Genomic DNA, 20,466 nt, shown 5'->3' on the forward strand with positions numbered 1-20,466 from the left:
CATGCTGAAGATCGAAAACCTCCACGCCCGCATCGGCGACAAGGAAATCCTCAAGGGCCTGTCGCTGGATGTTAAGCCCGGCCAGGTGCACGCCATCATGGGCCCCAACGGCGCCGGCAAGTCCACCCTGGGCAATGTCCTGGCCGGCCGTGACGGCTATGAAGTGACCGAAGGCAGCGTGCAGTTCGAAGGCAGCGACCTGCTCGACCAGGACCCGGAAGCGCGCGCCGCCGCCGGCCTGTTCCTGGCGTTCCAGTACCCGGTGGAAATCCCGGGTGTGAACAACACCTACTTCCTGCGCGCCGCGCTGAATGCACAGCGCAAGGCGCGTGGCGAGGACGAACTGGACTCCATGCAGTTCCTCAAGCTGGTGCGCCAGAAGCTGGCCGTGCTGCACCTGAAGGACGAACTGCTGCACCGTGGCGTCAACGAGGGCTTCTCCGGTGGCGAGAAGAAGCGCAACGAGATCTTCCAGCTGGCCGTGCTGGAGCCGAAGCTGGCGATCCTGGACGAAACCGATTCGGGCCTGGACATCGACGCGCTGAAGAGCGTCGCCGACGGCGTCAACGCGCTTCGCGGCGCCGACCGCTCGTTCCTGGTCATCACCCACTATCAGCGACTGCTGGACTACATCAAGCCGGACGTGGTGCACGTGCTGGCCGATGGCCGCATCGTCAAGACCGGTGGCCCGGAACTGGCGCTGGAACTGGAAGCGCACGGCTACGATTTCCTCAAGGATCGCGTGGTGCGCGAGGCGGCGGTCTGATGAGCGCCCTGCTCGACTCCATGGCCCAGGCCTTCTGCGGCAGCGACGCGCGCCGCGAAGTGCTGGACGCGGCCCTGCGTGACGGCCTGCCGGCCGCGCGCAACGAAGCCTGGAAGTACACCTCGCTGCGCCAGCTGGAACGCCGTGCGTTCGCGGCGGCACCGCTGCAGGGCCCGGCGCTGGACGCCGCGCTGCTGGAGGACATCCCGGCACCGCGCCTGGTGTTCGTCAACGGCCGCCTGGATGCCGCGCTGAGCGACGTGCAGGTCCTGCCGGACGGCGTGCAGCTGCAGCCGCTGTCGGCCGCACTGGCCTCCGGCGAAGACGCCGTGCGTTTCCTTGGCCGCCGCTACGAGCGCAGCGAAGAGATCTTCGCTCGCCTGAATGCCGCGCTGGCCGATGAAGGCGTGGTGCTGCGCGTGGACGAAGGCGTGCAGGTGGAAGCGCCGCTGCAGCTGGTGTTCGCCAGCGTCGCCGGCGAGACCGACCTGGCCTGGCACCACCGCCACCTGATCGAACTGCGTGCCGGCGCCAGCCTGGGCGTGGTCGAGCACCGCCTCAGCGTCGGCGATTCGGCGCACCTGGACAACACCGTGCTGCACGCCCATGTAGCCCGCGATGCCGTGCTCAAGCACGCCCGCGTGCAGGCCGGCAGCGCGCGCCAGACCAGCTTCCTGCGTACCGACGCGGTGCTGGCCCGCGACGCGCAGTACCACCGCGTCGACCTGGAACTGGGCGCAGCACTCAGCCGCCACGAACTGAACGTGCGCCTGGAAGGCGACAACGCCCAGCTGACCGCCAACGGCGTGCTGCTCGGCAATGGCCGACGCCACGTCGAGACCCGCCTGGGCATCGACCACATCGCGCGCGATACGAGTTGCGAGCTGCTGTGGCGTGGCGTTGCCGCCAACCGCAGCCGCGTGGTGTTCCATGGTGGCATCCAGATCCGCGAAGGCGCCGACGGCACCGATGCGAACCTGTCCAACAAGAACCTGCTGCTGTCGGCCGATGCCGAGATCGACACCCAGCCGACGCTGGTGATCGACGCCGATGAAGTGAAGGCCGCGCACGGCGCGACCGTCGGCCAGCTCGATGCCAACGCGCTGTTCTACCTGCGCTCGCGCGGCCTGCCGCAGGCACAGGCGCAGGCCCTGCTGAGCGCCGCGTTCTGCCACGAACCGCTGAAGATCCTGCCGGACGCGCTGCGTGCGCAGCTGGCACGCTGCCTGGACAAGGCCCTGGCCGAGGCGGGTGTGGCATGAACCTGTCCACCCCGCGCCCGATCGAAGAACGCACCGGCGCCCCCGACTGGGACCGCGTCCGCCTCGACTTCCCGCTGCTGATGCGGGAAGTGCACGGCAAGCCGCTGGTCTATTTCGACAATGCCAACACCGGCCAGAAGCCGGTGCAGGTGATCGGCGCGGTGGACGAGTTCTACCGCCGCTACAACGCCAATGTCAGCCGCGCGGTGCACGCGCTCGGCAGCGAAGCCACCGACGCCTACGAAGGCGCGCGCAACAAGCTGGCACGCTTCCTCAACGTGCGCCCCAGCGACCTGGTGCTGTGCAGCGGCACTACCTTCGCCATCAACCTGGTGGCGTATTCGTGGGCCCTGCCGCGATTGAAGGCCGGCGACGTGATCCTGATCACGCGCATGGAACACCACGCCAACATCGTGCCGTGGCAGCTGGTCGCACAGCGTACCGGCGCCACCATCCGCGTGGCCGAGATCACGCCTGACGGCGCACTCGATCTGGATGCGCTGCGCGCGGCAATGACCCCGGAGGTCAAGCTGCTGGCGGTCACCCACGTGTCCAACGTGCTGGGCACGGTCAACCCGGTGCGCGAGATCTGCCGTGAAGCGCGCAAGCGCGGCATCATCACCGTGGTTGATGGCTCGCAGGCCGTGCCGCACCGCAAGGTCGACGTGGCCGCGATCGGCTGTGACTTCTACGCCATCACCGGCCACAAAATGTGTGGTCCGACCGGCACCGGTGCGCTGTGGGCGCGCCGCGAGCACCTGGATGCGATGCCGCCGTTCCTTGGCGGCGGCGAGATGATCAAGGAAGTCAGCTTCGACGGCACCGTGTTCAACGATGCCCCGCACAAGTTCGAAGCCGGCACCCCGAACATCGCCGGCTTCATCGGCCTGGGCGTGGCCGCCGACTACCTGCAGCAGCTTGGCCAGGAGAACGTGGAAGCACGCGAGGCTGAACTGCTGGCGCATTTCACCGAAGAGCTGCGCCGCGTCGACGGTCTGCGCATCATCGGCGAAGCACCGGAGAAGGCCGCCGTGGTCTCGTTCCTGATCGACGGCGCGCATGCGCACGACCTGGCGACCCTGCTTGACCTGGAAGGCGTGGCGGTGCGCTCCGGCCAGCACTGCGCACACCCGCTGCTGCAGTACTTTGGTGTGGCGGCCACCTGCCGTGCCTCGCTGGCGTTCTACAACACCCACGCCGAGATCGAGCGCTTCATGACCGCGCTTACCAAGGTGCGCAAGCTGCTGGGCTGAGCCGGCACACCGGGGTCAGAGCCCTTTCGCGATGCGAAAGGGCTCTGACCCCACCAGCATTCCCGACAGCCGCCGTTGCGACTGCAATGCCCGCCGGATCGCGACCAGATGAACCCGGCATACCGCCCGTAGCACACCGGGGTCAGATCCCTTTCGCGATGCGAAAGGGCTCTGACCCCACCAGCATTCCCGACAGCCGCCGTTGCGACTGCAATGCCCGCCGGATCGCCAGCAGATCCCCCGCCGGAATGCCCGCCTCGATGAACTCCACATAGCGCCTGCGCCGTTCATCCGCATCAGAACCCATCAGCTCGAATGCCGAATGCGGCTCGAGCAGCGCATTGGGCCTGCCACGCGCATTGGCGCGATAGCTGGACCAACGATAGTCGCCGGGATGCGCCACCTTCCCCGCCCGAACCGGGTTGAGCTCTATGTAGCGCTGGCAGGCCAGCAGATAGCGATCCGAATCCACCACCGTGGAGTGGAAGCGCCCTTCCCATAACGTGCCGGTGCGGCCCTGCCGTTCATTCACCCGACGTACGTAGGTCCGGCTCACGGCCTGCATCATCCGTGACAGCCCGCCGCAGACATCAGGCGTTGCCAGAAGATGGATGTGGTTGCCCATCAACACATAGGCGTGAACCCGGCAATGCTGCTGGTGCGCGTGATGACACAGCAGGCGAAGGTAGGCGACGTGGTCGCCATCGGTGAAGAACACGGGCTGGCGGTTGTTGCCGCGCTGGACGACATGTTGCGGATATCCGGGTGCATCGACCCGTCGTGGCCTCGGCATGGGCAGCTCCTGGTAACAGGGGGTCAGAGCCCTTCGCTGCGCAAAGGGATCCGACCCCGAGCATCTGCCGATTCCGCGCCCGTGCCAGTCGGTCCATGGCCTGCCGTTGGGTCAGTAGACGCCGGGGTCAGATCCCTTCCGCGTTGCGAAAGGGATCTGCCCCCTCCCCCATTTGCGCCCGCCCACACCCCACCTAGAATGGGGCCATGAGCACCCTGACCTTCCGCGCCGCCACGCCGGCCGACATCCCCGCCCTGATCGCCCTCGTCACCTCGGCCTACCGTGGCGACGCCAGCCGCGTCGGCTGGACCACCGAAGCCGACCTGCTGGATGGCGCCCGCATCGACGCCGAAGGCATCCAGGCCGACCTCGACCGCCCGCGCTCGACCATCCTGCTGGCCGAGCGCGGGGACCAGCTGGTGGCCTGCGCCCACGTCGCCGATGTCGACGGCAAGGGCTACTTCGGCATGTTCTCGGTCGATCCGGCCCAGCAGGGCGGCGGCGTCGGCAAGCAGCTGATGGACGCCGCCGAAGCACACGCCGCGCGCGAATGGAACGTACCGGTGATGCAGATGACCGTCATCGACGTGCGCGACGAGCTGATCGCCTTCTACGAGCGCCGCGGCTACAGCCGTACCGGCATCAAGAAGCCGTTCCCGTATGGCGACGAACGCTTCGGCATCCCCAAGCGCGACGACCTGCGCTTCGAGATCCTGGAAAAGCCGCTGAACGGAGCCGCCGCGTGAGCGAGGCCTGGACCTTTGTCTGTGCCGGCAACGAGCTGCTGCCGGGTGAAATGAAGAGCGTGTTCGACGAAGTGACCGGCACGCCGATCGTGGTATTCAACCTCGACGGCGAGCTGTACGCACTGGAAGACCAGTGCACGCATGAAGAGTTCGAACTGTCCTCGGGCGAGTTCAACACGACCGAAGGCAGCGTGGAGTGCGTGCTGCACGGCGCGCGTTTCGACGTTCGTGACGGCCGCGCCCTGTGTGCCCCGGCCTATACCCCGGTGCCCAAGTTTCCGGTGAAGCGCGAGCACGACGCGGTCTGGACCCGCGACGACCGGGATTGAGGCGGCGCTCGGCCCGGAGAGCCCCCAGAGGGGCCTCGCGGGAGAACATCCACCCATGGGGCGGATATCCACTGGAGTACGCTGAGGGGCCCTCCAGGGCCCTTCCAGGCCATCCAGATCGGCAATCCGATTGCGCATATGCGAATCATTATCGTTGATGTTATTCTACGTAACATCTTCGTAACGACATCGCCCCTGCGCCATGGCTTCGCCCGCGCCCACCGCCACGCTGTGCCAGCTCGCCCGCCAAGGGTGGCCACTGCTCGTGGCCGTGCTGCTGACGTTGCTGCTGGGCTGGTCGGCCTTGCACGAAGGGCGTGGCGGCGATCCGGCTGCGCATGGCTGGCAGGCACACGCTGAAGATCTGCTGCAGGCGATGCCGCTGCCGCAACCGCCAGCCGACGAATGCCCGCAGCACGCCGCACCAGCACCGGAGACTCCGTTCGATGGCGAGGGCACCTCGCCCTGCACCGGTCTGGTCCCTGCACGCGCCGCTCTGGTCGCGCGTATCCCGCTGTGGCGCTCCGATGCCCTGCGCTGGCAGTTGCATGATCCCGCGCTGCGGTTGAACCCCGGCCACGCACCGCCCGCACCGCACGCCAGCTGAGGCGCCCTGCGGCCGTTGCCGTGCGCCTGATTGCGTTTCCCGCCAGCCGAGCCTGGCCCGGCTCTACAGCACCCACTTCCCGCCTGTCGCCGCATGCCCATCTGCGCCGGCTCGCGCTCGCCCTTTCCCGATCCAAGCCACTACCCACAGTCATGACCCACATCACGTCCCGCAAGCACGCCCCGCGCGTTTCCCTGCTCGCCACCGCCACCCTGGCCGCGGGCTTTGCTCCGCTGGCTGCGCAGGCTGCCGACGGCGCCGACGCCGGTTCCCGCAACGCCACCGAGCTGGACAAGGTGCAGGTGCGCGGCAGCTGGTTCAACCCGTCCTCGCCGAAGTTCACCGCCGAGCTGCTGGACACCCCGAAGTCGGTGTCGATCGTGTCGGAGAAGCTGATCGCCGAAACCGGTGCGACCAACCTGCAGGATGCGCTGCGCATGGTGCCGGGCATCACCTTCGGTGCCGGCGAAGGCGGCAACCCGACCGGTGACCGCCCCTTCATCCGTGGCTTCGATTCGCAGAGCAACGTGTTCGTCGACGGACTGCGCGACGTCGGCTCGCAGACCCGCGAGATCTTCGACCTGGAGCAGGTGGAAGTGGTCAAGGGCCCGAGCTCGGCCTACGGCGGCCGTGACTCCGGTGGTGGCAGCCTGAACCTGGTGAGCAAGACGCCGAAGCTGAAGAACGAGACCAGCGCCAGCATGGGCATCGGCACCGACAGCTACGCGCGCGGCACCGTGGACGCCAACTACGTGCTGGGCGATGGCATCGCCGCCCGCCTGAACCTGATGAAGCACGAGTCGGACATCGCCGGCCGCGACGCCGCCAACGTCAGCCGCTGGGGCATCGCGCCGTCGATCGCTTTCGGCTTGAACGGCCCGGCGCAGCTGATCGCCAGCCACTACCACATGCAGAGCGATGACCTGCCGGACGCGGGTGGCTTCCCCTACAGCAATCCGTTCTCCAGCGGCCCGAACGTGGCCAAGAACGGCGATGGCCGCCCGATGGTGCCGGACCGCAACAACTACTACGGCCTGGTCGACCGTGATTTCCAGCGCACCCGCGCCGACATCAGCACCCTGGATGCCAGCTACGACTTCGGTGGCCACAAGCTGCGCAACATCGCGCGCCTGGGCAACACCAGCAACGACTACCTGTGGACCCAGCCGGACGACAGCAAGGGCAACCCCAACCTGTACGGCACCTTGTGGCGTCGCACCAACACCCGTGCGGTCGACGTCAAGAGCTTCGCCGACCAGCTGGGCCTGACCGGTGCGTTCCAGACCGGCGCGCTCAAGCACAGCTACAGCGCGGGCGTGGAGTACAGCGACGAGAAGATGACCCGTGGCAGCTACCTGATGTCGCCGGGCACCGCCAATCCCCTTGAAAACAGCGCCAACAGCACTCGCTGCCAGGTGTCCGGCGCGGCCACCGGCTACAACTGCACCGACTTCAACAATCCGAACCCGAACGATCCGTGGGCGGCCGGTCAGATCGTCTATCGCAGCGACAAGGCACTGGACGTCGAGCAGCGCACCAAGACCACCTCGGCCTACGTGTTCGACACCATCGAGCTCAATGAGCAGTGGATGATCAACCTCGGCCTGCGCTACGACGACTTCCGTACCACCCTGACCACTCCGGTGGCCGGCAAGGCACCGACCCGCGTGCGCAACAGCAACGACTTCCTGAACTACCAGGCCGGCGTGGTGTTCAAGCCGGCCGCCAACGGCAGCATCTACCTGTCCTGGGGCACCTCCTCGACCCCGCCGGGCATGGACGGTGGCGACGGTTCGGACGGCCTGAGCGCCGCCGTGGCCGACCTCAAGCCGCAGGACACCAGGAACCTCGAGCTGGGCACCAAGTGGGACCTGTTCGACAAGCGCCTGAACCTGACTGCCGCGATCTTCCACACCGTGATGAACAACGCACGCGTGACCATCGACAATGGCACCAGCCAGAACGCCGGCAAGAAGGAAATCAACGGCTTCGAGCTGGGCTTCACCGGCCAGCTGACCGATGCCTGGAGCCTGTACGGCGGCTACACCTACCTGGACTCGGAACTGAAGGACAACGGTTTCGTCTGTGGCGCACCGGTGGGCCGCACCTGTCCGTCCAACGTCTACGTGCCGTCGCCGAACAACGGCAACGTGTTCCCGAACACCGCCAAGCACAGCGCCAACCTGTGGACCACCTACCGCTTCCCGATCGGCCTGACCATCGGCGCCGGTGCGTTCTACTCGGACAAGCAGTACGGTGACGTCGCCAACACCAAGTGGATTGCCAGCTACACCCGCTTCGACGCGATGGCCAGCTACGCGATCCAGGACAACATCAGCCTGCAGCTCAACGTGCAGAACCTGACCGACAAGACCTACTTCACCAAGGCCTATGCCTCGCACTACGCGAGCATCGCCCCGGGTCGCTCGGCCAGCCTGGCACTGAACGTGAAGTTCTGATGTAACTGCATTCCACCACGGCGGCAGGCTCTCCTGCCGCCGTTTTTGTTTCCGGCGATACTCACCCCATGGCAACCCGTACCCCCATCGACAGCGACGCTCTTGCCGCGCTGCTGCAGCACGATCCGCAGGCTGCCTTCGCACGCGTGCGCGACGCCGCGCAGGCCGGACAGGTCGAGGCACAACTGCTGCTCGCGCAGATGCACATGGAAGGCAAAGGCACCGCACAGGACGCCTCGGCGGCACGGCTCTGGTACGAGACCGCCGCCAACAACGGCGCGCCGATGGCGATGAACATGCTGGGCCGCTGCCACGAACTGGGCCAGGGCACCGCACCCGACCCGGTGCTGGCCGCGGTGTGGTACCGGCGCGCGGCCGACACCGGCCTGGACTGGGGCCTGTACAACCTGGCCAACCTGCTGGCCACCGGCCGCGGCGTGACCCAGGACCGCGCACAGGCACTGACCCTGTACACCCGTGCCGCACACCTGGGCCATGCCAAATCGATGAACCTGCTGGCCCGCCACCTCGAAGACGGGCTGGATACCGCACCCGATCCGCAGGCAGCGCTGGCCTGGTACCAGCGCGCGGCCGAAGCCGGTGATTTCCGCGGCCAGGCGAACTACGCCTCGATCCTGCTGCAGGCCGGACAGGTCGAGCAGGCCGTGCACTGGCTGCGGCTCGCACTGGCCCACGGCAGCCCGGCGTTCATGGCGCACATCGTGCCCGAACTGGCCGCGTCGCCGCATCCACAAGTGCGCGCCCTGGTCGCGCCGCCGTCCCTCTGAGGAGTCCCGCATGCTGCTGCACATCCCCGACATTCTCAGCGCCGACCAGGTGGCCGACTTTCGCCGCCGACTGGATGCCGCCGACTGGACCGATGGCCGCGAAACCGTCGGCCATCTGGGCGCGCAGGCCAAGCACAACCAGCAGCTGCCCGAGGCCTCACCGCTGCGCCGCGAACTGGGCGAGATCATCCTCGTCGCACTGGCCCGGCACCCGCTGTTCTTCAGCGCCGCGCTGCCGCTGAAATACCTGCCGCCGCGCTTCAACCGCTACAGCGGTGGCGGCACCTATGGCTTCCATGTTGATGGCGCGGTGATGAACCTGGCCAACGGCGAACAGCTGCGTTCGGACATTTCCTGCACCCTGTTCCTGTCGGCGCCGGACGAGTACGAGGGCGGCGAACTGATCATCAGCGACACCTACGGCGAGCACGAAGTGAAGCTGCCGGCCGGCGACCTGATCGTGTACCCGTCCAGCAGCCTGCACCAGGTGCGCCCCGTCACCGCCGGCGCGCGCGTGGCCTCGTTCTTCTGGGTGCAGAGCATGGTCCGCGACGATGTGCAGCGCCGCCTGCTATGGGAAATGGACGGCTCGATCGAGCGCCTGCGGCAGACCGGCGGCGACGCCGGGGCGGTGCTGCAGCTGACCGGCGTGTACCACAACCTGCTGCGGCGCTGGAGCGAGGTCTAAGCCCCGTCCGGCTGGCCCGCGACATTTTGGCAATCATTCTCATTTGCAACGGCTAACAGCTCTCATTACAATCACGCCCCGTTGATGCCGGCCGCTGCCGGCAGACCCCTGGGGACCCCTGCTTGCTGCGCCCGCTTCGCCCTCGTCCACTCATCCATCGCAAGATGGGCACCGCCATGCGCGGCCAGCGTCCTGCGCTGGCCAGCCTGCTGGCGTGGGTGGCGATGCTGGCCCTGCTGCTGGGCACCCTGCCGCTGCTGCCACACGGCCAGGCCGGAATGGCCGTGCAGATGCCGCTGGAAGAGCGCGGCGGCGAAGGCGCCTTGCAGGAAGAGACACCGGCCAAGCTGCGCCGCTGTGCTGCCGCTCCGGTGAAATCAGCCGAGAAGGCACGCCCGCCGTTGCTGCTGGCCAGCCAATGGCTGCGCACCGAGCTTGAACTCGTACCCGCCACGCCGGCCATGCCCGGCGTGCGCCCGGACTGGCCGCTGGCCGCTCCGGACACGCCCTGGGCCGATGCGCCCGGGCGCCGCCAGCAACGCGGCCAGGCGCCGCCGCTCGCCTGATTCACGGCCCGCGTGACCGCCTGCGCGGTCGTGCCCGCGCGCCGCTGCCTGCTTCATCCCTGCCGCCCCTGACCGGGCCTCCCCGTGCCTGCCGCGCCGTTCGCGCCTGGCATCGCACCACCCTGCATCCTTCGAGGTTACTGCCATGGCCCAGCGCCATCGTGTCCGTTCGTCCCTGTCCCGTACCCTGCTGACCAGCGCCGTGCTGGCGGCCATGACCGCCCCTGCCTTCGCCCACGGTGACGCTACCGGCGCGCCACAGACGCTGGACAAGGTGGTGGTCACCGCCTCCGGCTTCGAGCAGAAGGTGATCGATGCACCGGCCAGCATCAGCGTGGTCAACCGCGAAGAACTCAGCAAGCGCCCCTACACCAACCTGGTCGACGCGCTGCGCGACGTCGAAGGCATCGACGTCGGCCTGGAGGCCACCGACAAGAACGGCCGCGCCACCATCTCCATGCGCGGCCTGCCGTCCGAATACACCCTGGTGCTGATCGACGGCCGCCGCCAGAGCAATGTCGGCCAGCTGTACCCGAACAATTTCGGTGGCGGCCAGTTCGCCTACCTGCCGCCGCTGGACGCGATCGAGCGCATCGAAGTCGTGCGCGGCCCGATGTCCACGCTGTATGGCTCGGACGCGATGGGTGGCGTCATCAACATCATCACCCGACGCAACCAGGACCGCTGGCACGGCGCCGTGACCCAGGGCTTCACCGTGCAGCAGGACGACCAGTTCGGTGATGCGCGCACCACCGACCTGTACCTCAGCGGCCCGCTGCTGAAGGACCGCCTCAGCCTGGCGGTGCGCGGCAGCTACTACGACGCCAAGGCCTCCAATCCGGAGTGGGACGCACTGACCCTGCCCGACGGCAGTCTGTGGGAGCGCAGCATCGGCTTCGGCGGCGGTGGCAAGTCGGTGGCCAACACCAACTGGAATACCGGCGTGCGCCTGGACTTCCGGGTCAACGATGACCACGAACTGTGGCTGGACTACGACGTGTCGCGGCAGAAGTACGACAACAGCGAAGGCCAGACCGGCACGCTGGACAGCCTGGCCAGCCTGTGGCGCGTCGGCAATGCGGTCATCCCCAACCCGAACGGCAGCGGCACCGTCACCCGCCGCGTGGTGCAGCCGCGCGTGGGCTACACCGCCTACCAGCGCTATGAGCGTGACCAGGTATCGCTGACCCACCAGGGCCGCTACAGCTTCGGCACCTGGCAGACCTCACTGACCCACAGCAAGAGCAGCAACCTGGGTCGTTCGCTGCCGCTGACCCTGGACGAGCGCGCCAACCTGCAGACGCTGTGGAATGACGTCTGCCGCCGCACCGGTGCCGCCAACAACTGTGCGGCCGGCCGTGGCAATGCCCTGGCCGCGCTCAACCCGAGCGAGATGGCGCGCCTGCAGGCGTTCCTGCCGCGTCCGCTGCGCACCATGGAACTGGAAGGCTACGTGCTCGACACGATGCTCGACCTCGACTTCGGCGCGCACAAGCTGACCGTCGGCGGCCAGTACAACGACACCGACATGATCGACGGCGTGTTCGGCATGGATGGCGCCGGTTATCGCAGCAACACCAGGCAGAAGCACCGCATGTGGGCGCTGTTCGCCGAGGACAACTGGGCGCTGACCGATACCCTCACCGCTACCTTCGGCCTGCGCTACGACGACCACAACGTGTTCGGCAGCCACGTCAGTCCGCGTGGCTACCTGGTGTGGAACGCCAGCGATGCGTGGACCTTCAAGGGTGGCGTCAGCACCGGCTACAAGACCCCGCGACCGGACCAGTTGTTCCCGGGCATCACCGGCTTTGGTGGCCAGGGCGTGCTGCCGCTGGTCGGTTCCCCGAACCTCAAGCCTGAAACCAGCACCAACTACGAGCTGGCCGCCTACTACGAAGGCCAGCGCTGGGGCTTCAACGTCACCGGCTTCTTCAACATGTTCGAAGACAAGATCGCCAGCGGCGGAACGTTCCCGAACTGCGAAGTGGCGCGCGCCGGCAGCGGCTACTGCGTGGACATCGGCCCAGGCTGGGCAGCACTGGGCTACAGCACCTTCACCCAGAGCGTGAACATCGACAAGGCCGAGACCCGCGGCGCGGAACTGGCCGGTCATGTCGACCTGCTCGATACCCTGCAGCTGCGCGGCAACTACACCTGGACCAGGAGCGAGCAGACCAGCGGCCCCGACAAGGGGCGCCCGATCTCAGGCACCACGCCGGCAAAGCACATGGCCAACGCCAGCCTCAACTGGCAGATCAACGAAGCGATCAGCCTGTCGCTGATCGGCGAAGGCCGCTACGACCGCTATCGCGACACCCTCATCGACAGTGCCGGCGCCCGCCACGTGCGCTATTACGAGGACTACACGATCTTCCACCTGGGCGGCAGCTGGAAGGCCACGCCGTGGCTGACGGTCAACGCACGGGTCAACAACCTGTTCGACAAGGACTTCGTTTCGCAGTCGTGCCTGCTGCTCAATCCCAGCGAGTTCAGTTGCGTGGATGACTACGCGACCAAGGACCAGCGCCGCAGCTACTGGATCTCGCTCAACGCGAAGTTCTGATCGCCGCGCCCTGCTGTGGTGGGTGCCGACCTTGGTCGGCACCGCTTCATCCACGCATGGCCTGGATCTACCGATCGGTAGTGCCGGCCGCTGGCCGGCAACCCGCAATGCCTGCTCCCGGGATACAGAACGACACGCAATTGCGAGCTATTCTCATCAATGATGTAATGGGCAGTCCTCGTCCGCCTCGAACCGTGCCGTGAGCCGTCCTGCCTCTTCCACCGTGCAGCAGCAACAGAATCGTGGCTTCTGGCTGCGGACGCTGCACCAGTGGCACTGGATCAGCTCGGCGGTGTGCCTGATCGGCATGCTGCTGTTCGCGGTGACCGGCCTGACCCTCAACCATGCCGCGAAGATCGAGGCCAAGCCCGAGGTGCAGAACCAGCATCTGGAACTGCCGGCCGCGCTGCTTGGACAGCTCGGCACGCGCGAAGACGGCAACGCACCGATTCCGCGCCCTGCCCGGCAATGGCTGGACACGCAGCTGGGCATCGCCATCGGCGGGCGACCGGCCGAGTGGTCGCCCGAAGAGATCTACCTGTCGCTGCCGCGCCCCGGTGGCGACGCCTGGCTGAGCATCGATCGCGAGACCGGCGCGGTGGAATACGAATCGACCTCGCGCGGCGCGGTGTCCTACCTCAACGACCTGCACAAGGGCCGCAACGCGGGCCCGGCGTGGGGCTGGTTCCTGGACCTGTTCGCCGTGGCCTGCCTGGTGTTCTGCATCACCGGCCTGTTCCTGCTGCACCTGCATGCGCGGCAGCGGCGCATGACCTGGCCGCTGGTCGGCCTCGGCCTGATGATCCCGCTGCTGATCGCCCTGCTGCTGATCCACTGACTTTTCCCCCTTTCCGGAGCCGCCCCATGCGCGTCACCCTGACCATCGCCCTCAGCGGCCTGCTGGCCACCTCGCCGGCCTATGCCACCACCCTCGACATCAACGTCGAAGTGCCCAAGCTCAACGTGGCCGAATACCACCGCCCGTATGTGGCCGTGTGGCTGGAAGGCGCCGACCAGAAGGTCGCGGCCAACCTCTCGGTCTGGTACCAGCAGACCAGCAACAGCGAAGGCCACGGCACCAAGTGGCTGCCCGACCTGCGCCAGTGGTGGCGCAAGAGTGGCCGCACCCTGCAGGTGCCGGTGGACGGCGTGACCGGCCCGACCCGCCCGGCCGGCAAGCACGCGCTGTCGTTCAATGACAGGCAGCCGGCACTGAAGCAGCTGGCCCCGGGCAACTACACCCTGGTGGTGGAAGCGGTGCGCGAAGTCGGCGGCCGCGAGCTGCTGAAGATCCCCTTCACCTGGCCGGCTACCGCCGCGCAGAACGGCAAGGCGCAGGGCGCCACCGAACTGGGCCAGGTCACCCTCGCCGTCAAACCATAACTGCCTGAGCCGGGGTCGGATCCCTTCCGCAGGAAGGGCTCTGACCCCATCGCCGTATCCCCCGGGGTCAGAGCCCTTTCCGATGGAAAGGGATCCGACCCCTTCCAACTGGAGTCTTCCGCATGAAGCGCACGCTCGTCCTCGCCGCCGCCCTGGCCGCTGCCCTTCCCTTCTCCGCCCTGGCCCACAAGGCCTGGCTGCTGCCCTCGCAGACCGTGATCGCCGGCAACGCGCCGTGGATCACCGTCGACGGTGCGGTCTCCAACGATCTGTTCTACTTCAACCACGTGCCGCTGCGCCTGGAATCGCTGGTGATCACCGCACCGGACGGCAGCACCGTGCAGCCGCAGAACGCGTCGACCGGCAAGTACCGCAGCGTGTTCGACATCGAACTGAAGCAGCCGGGCACCTACCGCATCGCGTCGGTCAACGATGGCCTGTTCGCCACCTACGAGCAGAACGGCGAGCGCAAGCGCTGGCGCGGCAGCGTTGCCACCTTCGGCGAACTGCCGAAGGACGCGAAGAAGCTGGAAGTGAGCCAGTCGGTCGGCCGCGTGGAGACCTTCGTCACCAACGGCGCGCCGAACGATACTGCGCTGAAGCCGACCAACCGTGGCATCGAGCTGGTCGCCGTCGGCCACCCGAACGATCTGTTCGCCGGCGAGGAAGCCACCTTCCGCGTGCTCGTCGATGGCAAGCCGGCGGCCGGCCTGGAATTCGAGATCGTGCGTGGTGCCACCCGCTACCGCAACGCACAGGACGAGCTGAAGGTCACCAGCGATGCCAAGGGCGAGATCAAGGTGACCTGGCCGGAAGCCGGCATGTACTGGCTGGAAACCGGCACCGAGGACAACAAGACGTCGGTGAAGCAGGCCGCCAAGCGCCGCCTGAGCTACGTCGCCACGCTGGAAGTGCTGCCGCAGTAATGACGTGGACCGCGATGCCGGGCAGCCCGGCATCGCACCCGCAACGCATCACCATGACCGATTCCCTGCTCGACATCGCCCGCCTCGGCGGCACCACCATGGGCACCACCTGGAGCGTGTCGCTGGTCGCGCCGCGCCAGCGCGACCTGCACCCGCTGCACGCCGGCATCCAGGCGCGGCTGGACGAAGTGGTCGCGCAGATGAGTACCTGGGAGCCCGGTTCGGACCTGAGCCGCTACAACCGCGCCGACGCGGGCCAATGGTGCGTGCTGCCGGCCGAGACCCGCCACGTTGTGGCCTGCGCGCAGGCCATCGCGTCCACCAGTGGCGGCGCCTTCGATCCCACCGTCGGTCCGCTGGTTGCACTGTGGGGCTTCGGTGCACATGCCGGTGAACGCCGCCAGCCCGACGACGCTACCCTGCAGGCCACGCGCGATCGCTGCGGTTGGCAGCGCCTGCAATGGCAGGACGATGCGCTGTTGCAACCGGGTGGGCTGGAACTGGATCTCTCCGCGATCGCCAAGGGCTTTGGCGTCGACCATGTCGCTGCGTGGCTGCGCACACAGGGCATCACTGCCGCGCTGGTCGAAGTCGGCGGCGAACTGGCCGGCTACGGCCGCAAACCGGACGGCCAGCCGTGGCGCGTGCTGGTGGAGTCCGCTCCGGAAGAAGATGCGCACACCAATACCCCGCCGCGGGTGCTGGCGCTGGAGGGCAAGGCGGTGGCCACCTCCGGCGATCGCTGGCACCAGTACCAGGTCGATGGCGAGGCCTACAGTCACAGCCTGGACCCGCGTTCGGGCAGACCGGTGCGCCAGGTTGCCGCGGCAGTCACCGTGGTGGCCGACGACGCCATGCACGCCGATGCCTGGGCCACCGCACTGACCGTGCTGGGCCGCGAACAGGGCATGGCGCTGGCCGAGCGCGAAGGCCTGGCTGCACGCTACCTGCAGCGTGCAGCAGACGGCCCGCAGGAATTCCTCAGCAGCGCCTTCCAGCGCCTGCTCGACGAGCAGAGCCCATGAGTACCCGGCCGTCGCGCGCGTGGCTCGGCAACGCGCTGGTCCTGCTTCTGCTGGCGCTGATCGGCTGGGCGCTGCTGCGCCTGCACCTCGGTGAAGCCTGGTGGCAGGGTGCGCCACCGGCGCGGCAGTCCCAGATCGCGGTACTCGCCACGGCGCTGTATGCGCTGGCCTGCGTTGCACTGTGGTGGCGTGGGCGCCCGCGCGACGATGCCGCAAGCGGAGACTCCGCGCCCATCCTGCTGGCCTGGTCCAGCCAGACCGGCTTCGCCCGCGAACTGGCCGAACGCAGTGCCGAGGCCCTGCGCGGTGCCGGCGTGCCAGCGCGCGTGCGCGGACTGCATGAGGTCGACGCCGCGTTGCTGGCCGGCAGCCAGCGCGCGCTGTTCATCGCCAGCACCACCGGCGAAGGTGATCCGCCCGACCACGCGCTGCCTTTCCTGCGCGGGGTGATGGCCACGCCGCCCTCGCTGCAGCATCTGCACTACGGCGTGCTCGCACTGGGCGACCGCAGCTATGGCCACTTCTGCGGATTCGGTCACCAGCTCGACCAATGGCTGCGCCAGCACGGCGCGCATCCACTGTTCGATGCAATCGAAGTCGACAACGCCGATCCGGCAGCGCTGCGTCATTGGCAACAGCTGCTGGGACAACTCGGCGATAGCGCCAGCGAACTGCCCGACTGGAGTCCGGCCGAGTACCAGCCGTGGACGCTGCTGCAACGCGAGCATCTGAACCCGGGCAGCCCCGGCGGCCCCGTGTATTGGTTGCGCCTGCAGCCCCCAGCCGATGCAGATGCGCAATGGCAGGCCGGTGACATCGCCGAGATCGGCCCACAGCACGCATCGCACACCGTGCGTGCCTGGCTGGACACACAACGCTTTGACGCGGACATCGTGCTGGATGACGGACAGACGTTGCTGGCACGCGTCGCGCGCTCGCACCTGCCCTCATTGGTTCCCCCGGGTGATCTGCCTGCATTGCTGGCGACCCTGCAGCCGCTGCCGCATCGCGAGTACTCGATCGCCTCGGTGATGGCCGACGGTGCGGTGGAGCTGCTGCTGCGCCGCCAACTGCGCGCCGATGGAACACCGGGCATCGGCAGTGGCTGGCTGTGCGAACACGCGGCCATCGACGAACCGGTGCAGCTGCGTCTGCGCCGCAACGACAACTTCCATGGCGTGCCCGCCGATGTGCCGCTGCTGCTGATCGGCAACGGCACCGGCATCGCCGGCCTGCGCGCGCATCTGCACGAACGCGTACGCAGTGGCGCACGCCGCACCTGGCTGCTGTTCGGTGAGCGCACCGCCGCGCACGACTTCCACTTCGGTGAAGAACTGCAGGCAATGCTGGCCGACGGCACGCTGGCGCGGCTGGATGCGGTATTCAGCCGCGATGGCGGCGCGCATCGCTATGTGCAGGACCGGCTGCTGGCCGAAGCGGCAACGCTGCGGCAGTGGGTGGATGAAGGCGCGACGATCCTGGTCTGCGGCAGCCTGCAGGGCATGGCCCCGGCGGTGGATGCGGTGATCGAGCAGGTGTTGGGTACTGCGGGCAAGGAAGCGCTGTTGCTGGCCGGTCGTTACCGGCGCGATGTGTATTGAACGAACCATCGGGGTCGGAGTCCTTTCCGCAGGAAAGGGCTCTGACCCCAATCACAGCCGCACCATGACGGCGTGCCCAGGCATGGTGACAACCGCACAGCTGTAGATCCACGCCATGCGTGGATGGCGCCCACCGGCGCCCAGGAATCATCCCGCTGCTGCACTGACCCGTATCGCCAGCAACTCGCCACCGCCCTGCAACGCGTGCCGCTGACGTTCGCCGGCCGCCAACCATGCGGTATCGCCCGCCTGCAGCGCCGGCAGCCCGCTGTCGGCACCAAACTCCGCCTGACCGGCCAGCAAATGCAGCGCCCAGGCCACGCCCGGTTCGCAGAAGAAGAACATCGCGCCCACCAGCGGCCGGTGCAGCAGTTCGGCCTGCAGCAGCTCGCGCTTCCACATCAGGTTGAAGTCGTGGGTGGTGCCATCGACCAGTTCCCCGTGCAGTGTCTCCTCACCAGCAAACCGCACTCGTCCGTGTGGCGGCAGCACTTCCGCCACGCGTCCATCGTCGAAGCGCAGGCGCACGCCATTGCCCTGCAGCAACACCAGTTCGCGCTCCACGCCGGGGAAGGCAGAGAACGCGGCATCCTGTTCGATTTCGGCCACCGACAGGCGCAGCGCCCAGTCATCCCCCTGCGCGGGCAGGCGCAGGATCTCGCGGGTCCAGCCCAGGCCGTTGCGCCAACGTTCGCGGCGGTAGTCCAGGCTGGAGATCACCTGGCTCGGAGTGTGCAGCAGGGAGTCGATGTTCATCGGCGCATTGCATCATGCCGCGCGCCGTCGTGCATCACCGCGTGGCGAGCGTGCCCTGGCCACCGCACCCGCCGGCCAGCAGCTGCGAGTGCTTCAGCCAATCCTGGTCGGGGTAGTAAGCAAACACCATCGTGCCGCCACGCAACGCATCGATCAGCGGCCTGGCCACCGACAGGCGCACCGCCGGGCAACCCAGGCTGCGGCCCAGCCGCCCCTGCAGCTGTGCGGTGGCCGGATTCACGTACGGCGCGCCGTGGATGACGATGGCTCGGTCACGCGCGCGGTCGTTGAAGCCCGGTTCCAGCCCGGCCAGACGCAGCGAATATCCATTGCCCCCCATGTAGGTCTCCTGCGCGGTGAACGCGCCGAGACTGGACATGAAACTGCCATCGCGGTTGGAGAAGTGCTCGGTGCGGTTCTCGCCACTGTTGCGGCCATGCGCCACCCACTCCTCGAACAGCAGGCGCTGGTGGGCCAGGTCGAACACCCACAGGCGCGGCTCGGTGGACGGCCGCGAGTAATCGATCACGCTGAGGCGATCACCGTTGATGCCCAGCTCCGGCCGCTGCAGCGCACAGCGCATGGCGTGCGCCGCCAGCTGCAACACGTGGCGGTCGGCCTTGGGCGCACTGCGCGACAGCAGGGCAGCCAGATCATCGGCGCTGGTGGCAAGGGCGGGCGTCTGTGCCAGCGCCGGGGCGCTGGCCGAGGTCGCCAGCAGGCCGAACGCGGCCAGCCGGCACAGGCGGGATGCAGTCATGGGCACAACGAGGGTACTCAGTTGCCCTTGAGGGTGGACCCTGGCGGCTCGGATTCCAAGACCGGCTGCATTCCGGATTCAGCCGGGCTTGGGCGGACCGCCGGCAGCGAGGTCACCAGCAGGGTCGTGCCCGGCACCAGCACCTGGTACAGCTGGCGGGCGAAATCGGCTGGCAGCGCCATCGGCAGCGAGGGCGTGGCCAGCAGGTCCGGCGTGGCCTGGGCGCGGTCCTGGCCCAGCAACGGGTAGGCCGTCCACTGGTGCAGGCGCTGGTTCACGTCCAGCGGGCTGGGGGTGTCGCTGTAACCCTGCCCCATCACGAACAGCGTGGTGCCCTGGAACGCCGGCAGGGCGTCAGCCTTCAGCGGCGATTCGCCGATCATCACGCCATCGCGCAGCACGTACAGGCGCTGGTCGTGCAGGCTGACCAGGATGCCGACCTGCCCGGCCGGCGCCGCGCTGTCGTCCCACCAGGCCTGTGCCGGGGCTCCGCCCTCGGCCTCCGGCAGCGCCTGACCGCGCGCGTTCACCGGCGCCAGCACCGACGGATAGGCCAGGGTCATCGGTGAGCTCTTGGCATCGGCCACGACCACGGTATCGCCGCGCTGGGTTTCGCTGAACAGCTTCTGCGCGAAGGCCTGCGGCAGGCGCACACAGCCGTGCGAGGCGGGATGCCCGGGCAGGCTGCCGCCATGCAGGGCGATGCCGTCCCAGGTCAGCCGCTGCATGTACGGCATCGGCGCGCTGTTGTAGAGGTTGGACCTGTGGTCCTTGTCCTTCTGCAGGATGGTGAACACGCCGGTTGGCGTCTCGTGCCCGGCCTTGCCCGAGCTGATCGTGGTCAGGCCGATGGCAATTCCGTTGCGGTAGACGTAGGCGCGCTGCTCATCGAGGCTGACCACCAGCACGATCGGGCCGGTCGGCGAGATTTCCGGATGCCAGAGGTATTCGCCCGGCTTGAGGTCGGTCGGCCCGCGCACTTCAGCGCTGCTGGCTGCGGCAGCCGTGGGCTTGCCAGCCGCTGTCGGCGCAGCGGCATGGGCCAGCAGCGGCAGGGCCAGTGCAAGGGCGAGCATCAGGGTGGTGGGGCGGAGCGGGAGCATCCAGCGGGGGTCCTTTCCATGCGGTGCGGCCACCGTACACCATCGGCCCGTGGTGGCCGCGGCAAAACCAGGCGCCGGAAATGAAACTG

At 67.9% G+C, this 20,466-nt stretch carries 20 protein-coding genes; 16 read left to right on the plus strand and 4 right to left on the minus strand.

Annotated elements, in window-relative coordinates:
- Position 1: 1 nt before the first annotated feature.
- Genes sufC through AC5P6S_RS10020 form a run of 3 tightly spaced genes read left to right on the plus strand, consistent with a single transcriptional unit; the run spans position 2 to position 3,281 of the window.
- Complete coding sequence (gene sufC / locus AC5P6S_RS10010) at positions 2-766, plus strand: Fe-S cluster assembly ATPase SufC (RefSeq protein ID WP_065183147.1); 765 nt, start codon at positions 2-4, stop codon at positions 764-766.
- Positions 766-2,028: a Fe-S cluster assembly protein SufD gene (gene sufD, locus AC5P6S_RS10015; RefSeq protein ID WP_495204591.1), complete on the plus strand. Its 1,263-nt coding sequence runs from the start codon at positions 766-768 to the stop codon at positions 2,026-2,028. The genes sufC and sufD overlap by 1 nt, the downstream gene beginning before the upstream one ends.
- Complete coding sequence (locus AC5P6S_RS10020; RefSeq protein ID WP_005408431.1) at positions 2,025-3,281, plus strand: cysteine desulfurase; 1,257 nt, start codon at positions 2,025-2,027, stop codon at positions 3,279-3,281. The genes sufD and AC5P6S_RS10020 overlap by 4 nt, the downstream gene beginning before the upstream one ends.
- Positions 3,282-3,423: 142 nt before the next feature.
- On the opposite strand, the gene AC5P6S_RS10025 is transcribed toward AC5P6S_RS10020, so the two are convergent.
- Positions 3,424-4,074 (minus strand): transposase, encoded by a 651-nt coding sequence (locus AC5P6S_RS10025; protein WP_099524193.1) that lies wholly within the window; start codon positions 4,072-4,074, stop codon positions 3,424-3,426.
- Between the two features lie 206 nt (positions 4,075-4,280).
- Here AC5P6S_RS10025 and AC5P6S_RS10030 point away from each other — a divergent pair, with 206 nt between their 5' ends.
- The 13 genes from AC5P6S_RS10030 (at position 4,281) to AC5P6S_RS10090 (ending at position 17,758) form a co-directional block, all read left to right on the plus strand.
- Positions 4,281-4,820 (plus strand): GNAT family N-acetyltransferase, encoded by a 540-nt coding sequence (locus AC5P6S_RS10030; protein WP_005408429.1) that lies wholly within the window; start codon positions 4,281-4,283, stop codon positions 4,818-4,820.
- Complete coding sequence (locus tag AC5P6S_RS10035; RefSeq protein WP_012479365.1) at positions 4,817-5,149, plus strand: non-heme iron oxygenase ferredoxin subunit; 333 nt, start codon at positions 4,817-4,819, stop codon at positions 5,147-5,149. The genes AC5P6S_RS10030 and AC5P6S_RS10035 overlap by 4 nt, the downstream gene beginning before the upstream one ends.
- Positions 5,150-5,351: 202 nt before the next feature.
- Positions 5,352-5,756, plus strand: coding sequence for a hypothetical protein (locus AC5P6S_RS10040; RefSeq protein WP_049448608.1), 405 nt, complete (start codon positions 5,352-5,354; stop codon positions 5,754-5,756).
- A gap of 152 nt (positions 5,757-5,908) precedes the next feature.
- Positions 5,909-8,215, plus strand: coding sequence for a TonB-dependent receptor (locus AC5P6S_RS10045; protein ID WP_241876071.1), 2,307 nt, complete (start codon positions 5,909-5,911; stop codon positions 8,213-8,215).
- Between the two features lie 68 nt (positions 8,216-8,283).
- Complete coding sequence (locus tag AC5P6S_RS10050; protein ID WP_012479363.1) at positions 8,284-9,003, plus strand: tetratricopeptide repeat protein; 720 nt, start codon at positions 8,284-8,286, stop codon at positions 9,001-9,003.
- A 10-nt stretch (positions 9,004-9,013) separates the two neighbouring features.
- Positions 9,014-9,691 carry a Fe2+-dependent dioxygenase gene (locus tag AC5P6S_RS10055; protein WP_049430447.1) on the plus strand — a complete coding sequence of 226 codons (678 nt, stop codon included), beginning with the start codon at positions 9,014-9,016 and terminating at the stop codon, positions 9,689-9,691.
- A gap of 164 nt (positions 9,692-9,855) precedes the next feature.
- A complete protein-coding gene (locus AC5P6S_RS10060; protein WP_099561326.1) occupies positions 9,856-10,257 on the plus strand; it encodes a hypothetical protein in 402 nt (133 codons plus the stop codon).
- A 145-nt stretch (positions 10,258-10,402) separates the two neighbouring features.
- A complete protein-coding gene (locus AC5P6S_RS10065; RefSeq protein WP_241876070.1) occupies positions 10,403-12,823 on the plus strand; it encodes a TonB-dependent receptor domain-containing protein in 2,421 nt (806 codons plus the stop codon).
- A gap of 199 nt (positions 12,824-13,022) precedes the next feature.
- Positions 13,023-13,661 carry a PepSY-associated TM helix domain-containing protein gene (locus AC5P6S_RS10070; protein WP_005408421.1) on the plus strand — a complete coding sequence of 213 codons (639 nt, stop codon included), beginning with the start codon at positions 13,023-13,025 and terminating at the stop codon, positions 13,659-13,661.
- Positions 13,662-13,687: 26 nt separating this feature from the next.
- On the plus strand, positions 13,688-14,206 hold the full coding sequence (locus tag AC5P6S_RS10075) for a DUF2271 domain-containing protein (protein WP_005408420.1): 519 nt from the start codon (positions 13,688-13,690) through the stop codon (positions 14,204-14,206).
- A 122-nt stretch (positions 14,207-14,328) separates the two neighbouring features.
- Complete coding sequence (locus AC5P6S_RS10080) at positions 14,329-15,132, plus strand: DUF4198 domain-containing protein (protein ID WP_005408419.1); 804 nt, start codon at positions 14,329-14,331, stop codon at positions 15,130-15,132.
- A 53-nt stretch (positions 15,133-15,185) separates the two neighbouring features.
- Positions 15,186-16,157, plus strand: coding sequence for an FAD:protein FMN transferase (locus AC5P6S_RS10085; protein WP_099485005.1), 972 nt, complete (start codon positions 15,186-15,188; stop codon positions 16,155-16,157).
- Positions 16,154-17,758 carry a sulfite reductase subunit alpha gene (locus tag AC5P6S_RS10090; protein ID WP_495204592.1) on the plus strand — a complete coding sequence of 535 codons (1,605 nt, stop codon included), beginning with the start codon at positions 16,154-16,156 and terminating at the stop codon, positions 17,756-17,758. Before AC5P6S_RS10085 ends, AC5P6S_RS10090 begins: the two co-directional genes overlap by 4 nt.
- Positions 17,759-17,905: 147 nt before the next feature.
- On the opposite strand, the gene AC5P6S_RS10095 is transcribed toward AC5P6S_RS10090, so the two are convergent.
- Genes AC5P6S_RS10095 through AC5P6S_RS10105 form a run of 3 tightly spaced genes read right to left on the minus strand, consistent with a single transcriptional unit; the run spans position 17,906 to position 20,377 of the window.
- Positions 17,906-18,514, minus strand: coding sequence for a HutD/Ves family protein (locus AC5P6S_RS10095; RefSeq protein ID WP_005412516.1), 609 nt, complete (start codon positions 18,512-18,514; stop codon positions 17,906-17,908).
- Between the two features lie 34 nt (positions 18,515-18,548).
- On the minus strand, positions 18,549-19,274 hold the full coding sequence (locus tag AC5P6S_RS10100; protein ID WP_109814063.1) for a murein L,D-transpeptidase catalytic domain family protein: 726 nt from the start codon (positions 19,272-19,274) through the stop codon (positions 18,549-18,551).
- Between the two features lie 17 nt (positions 19,275-19,291).
- Positions 19,292-20,377 (minus strand): L,D-transpeptidase, encoded by a 1,086-nt coding sequence (locus AC5P6S_RS10105; protein ID WP_012479357.1) that lies wholly within the window; start codon positions 20,375-20,377, stop codon positions 19,292-19,294.
- Positions 20,378-20,466: the final 89 nt, after the last annotated feature.

Source organism: Stenotrophomonas sp. YJH_SMC_119 (assembly GCF_059368315.1).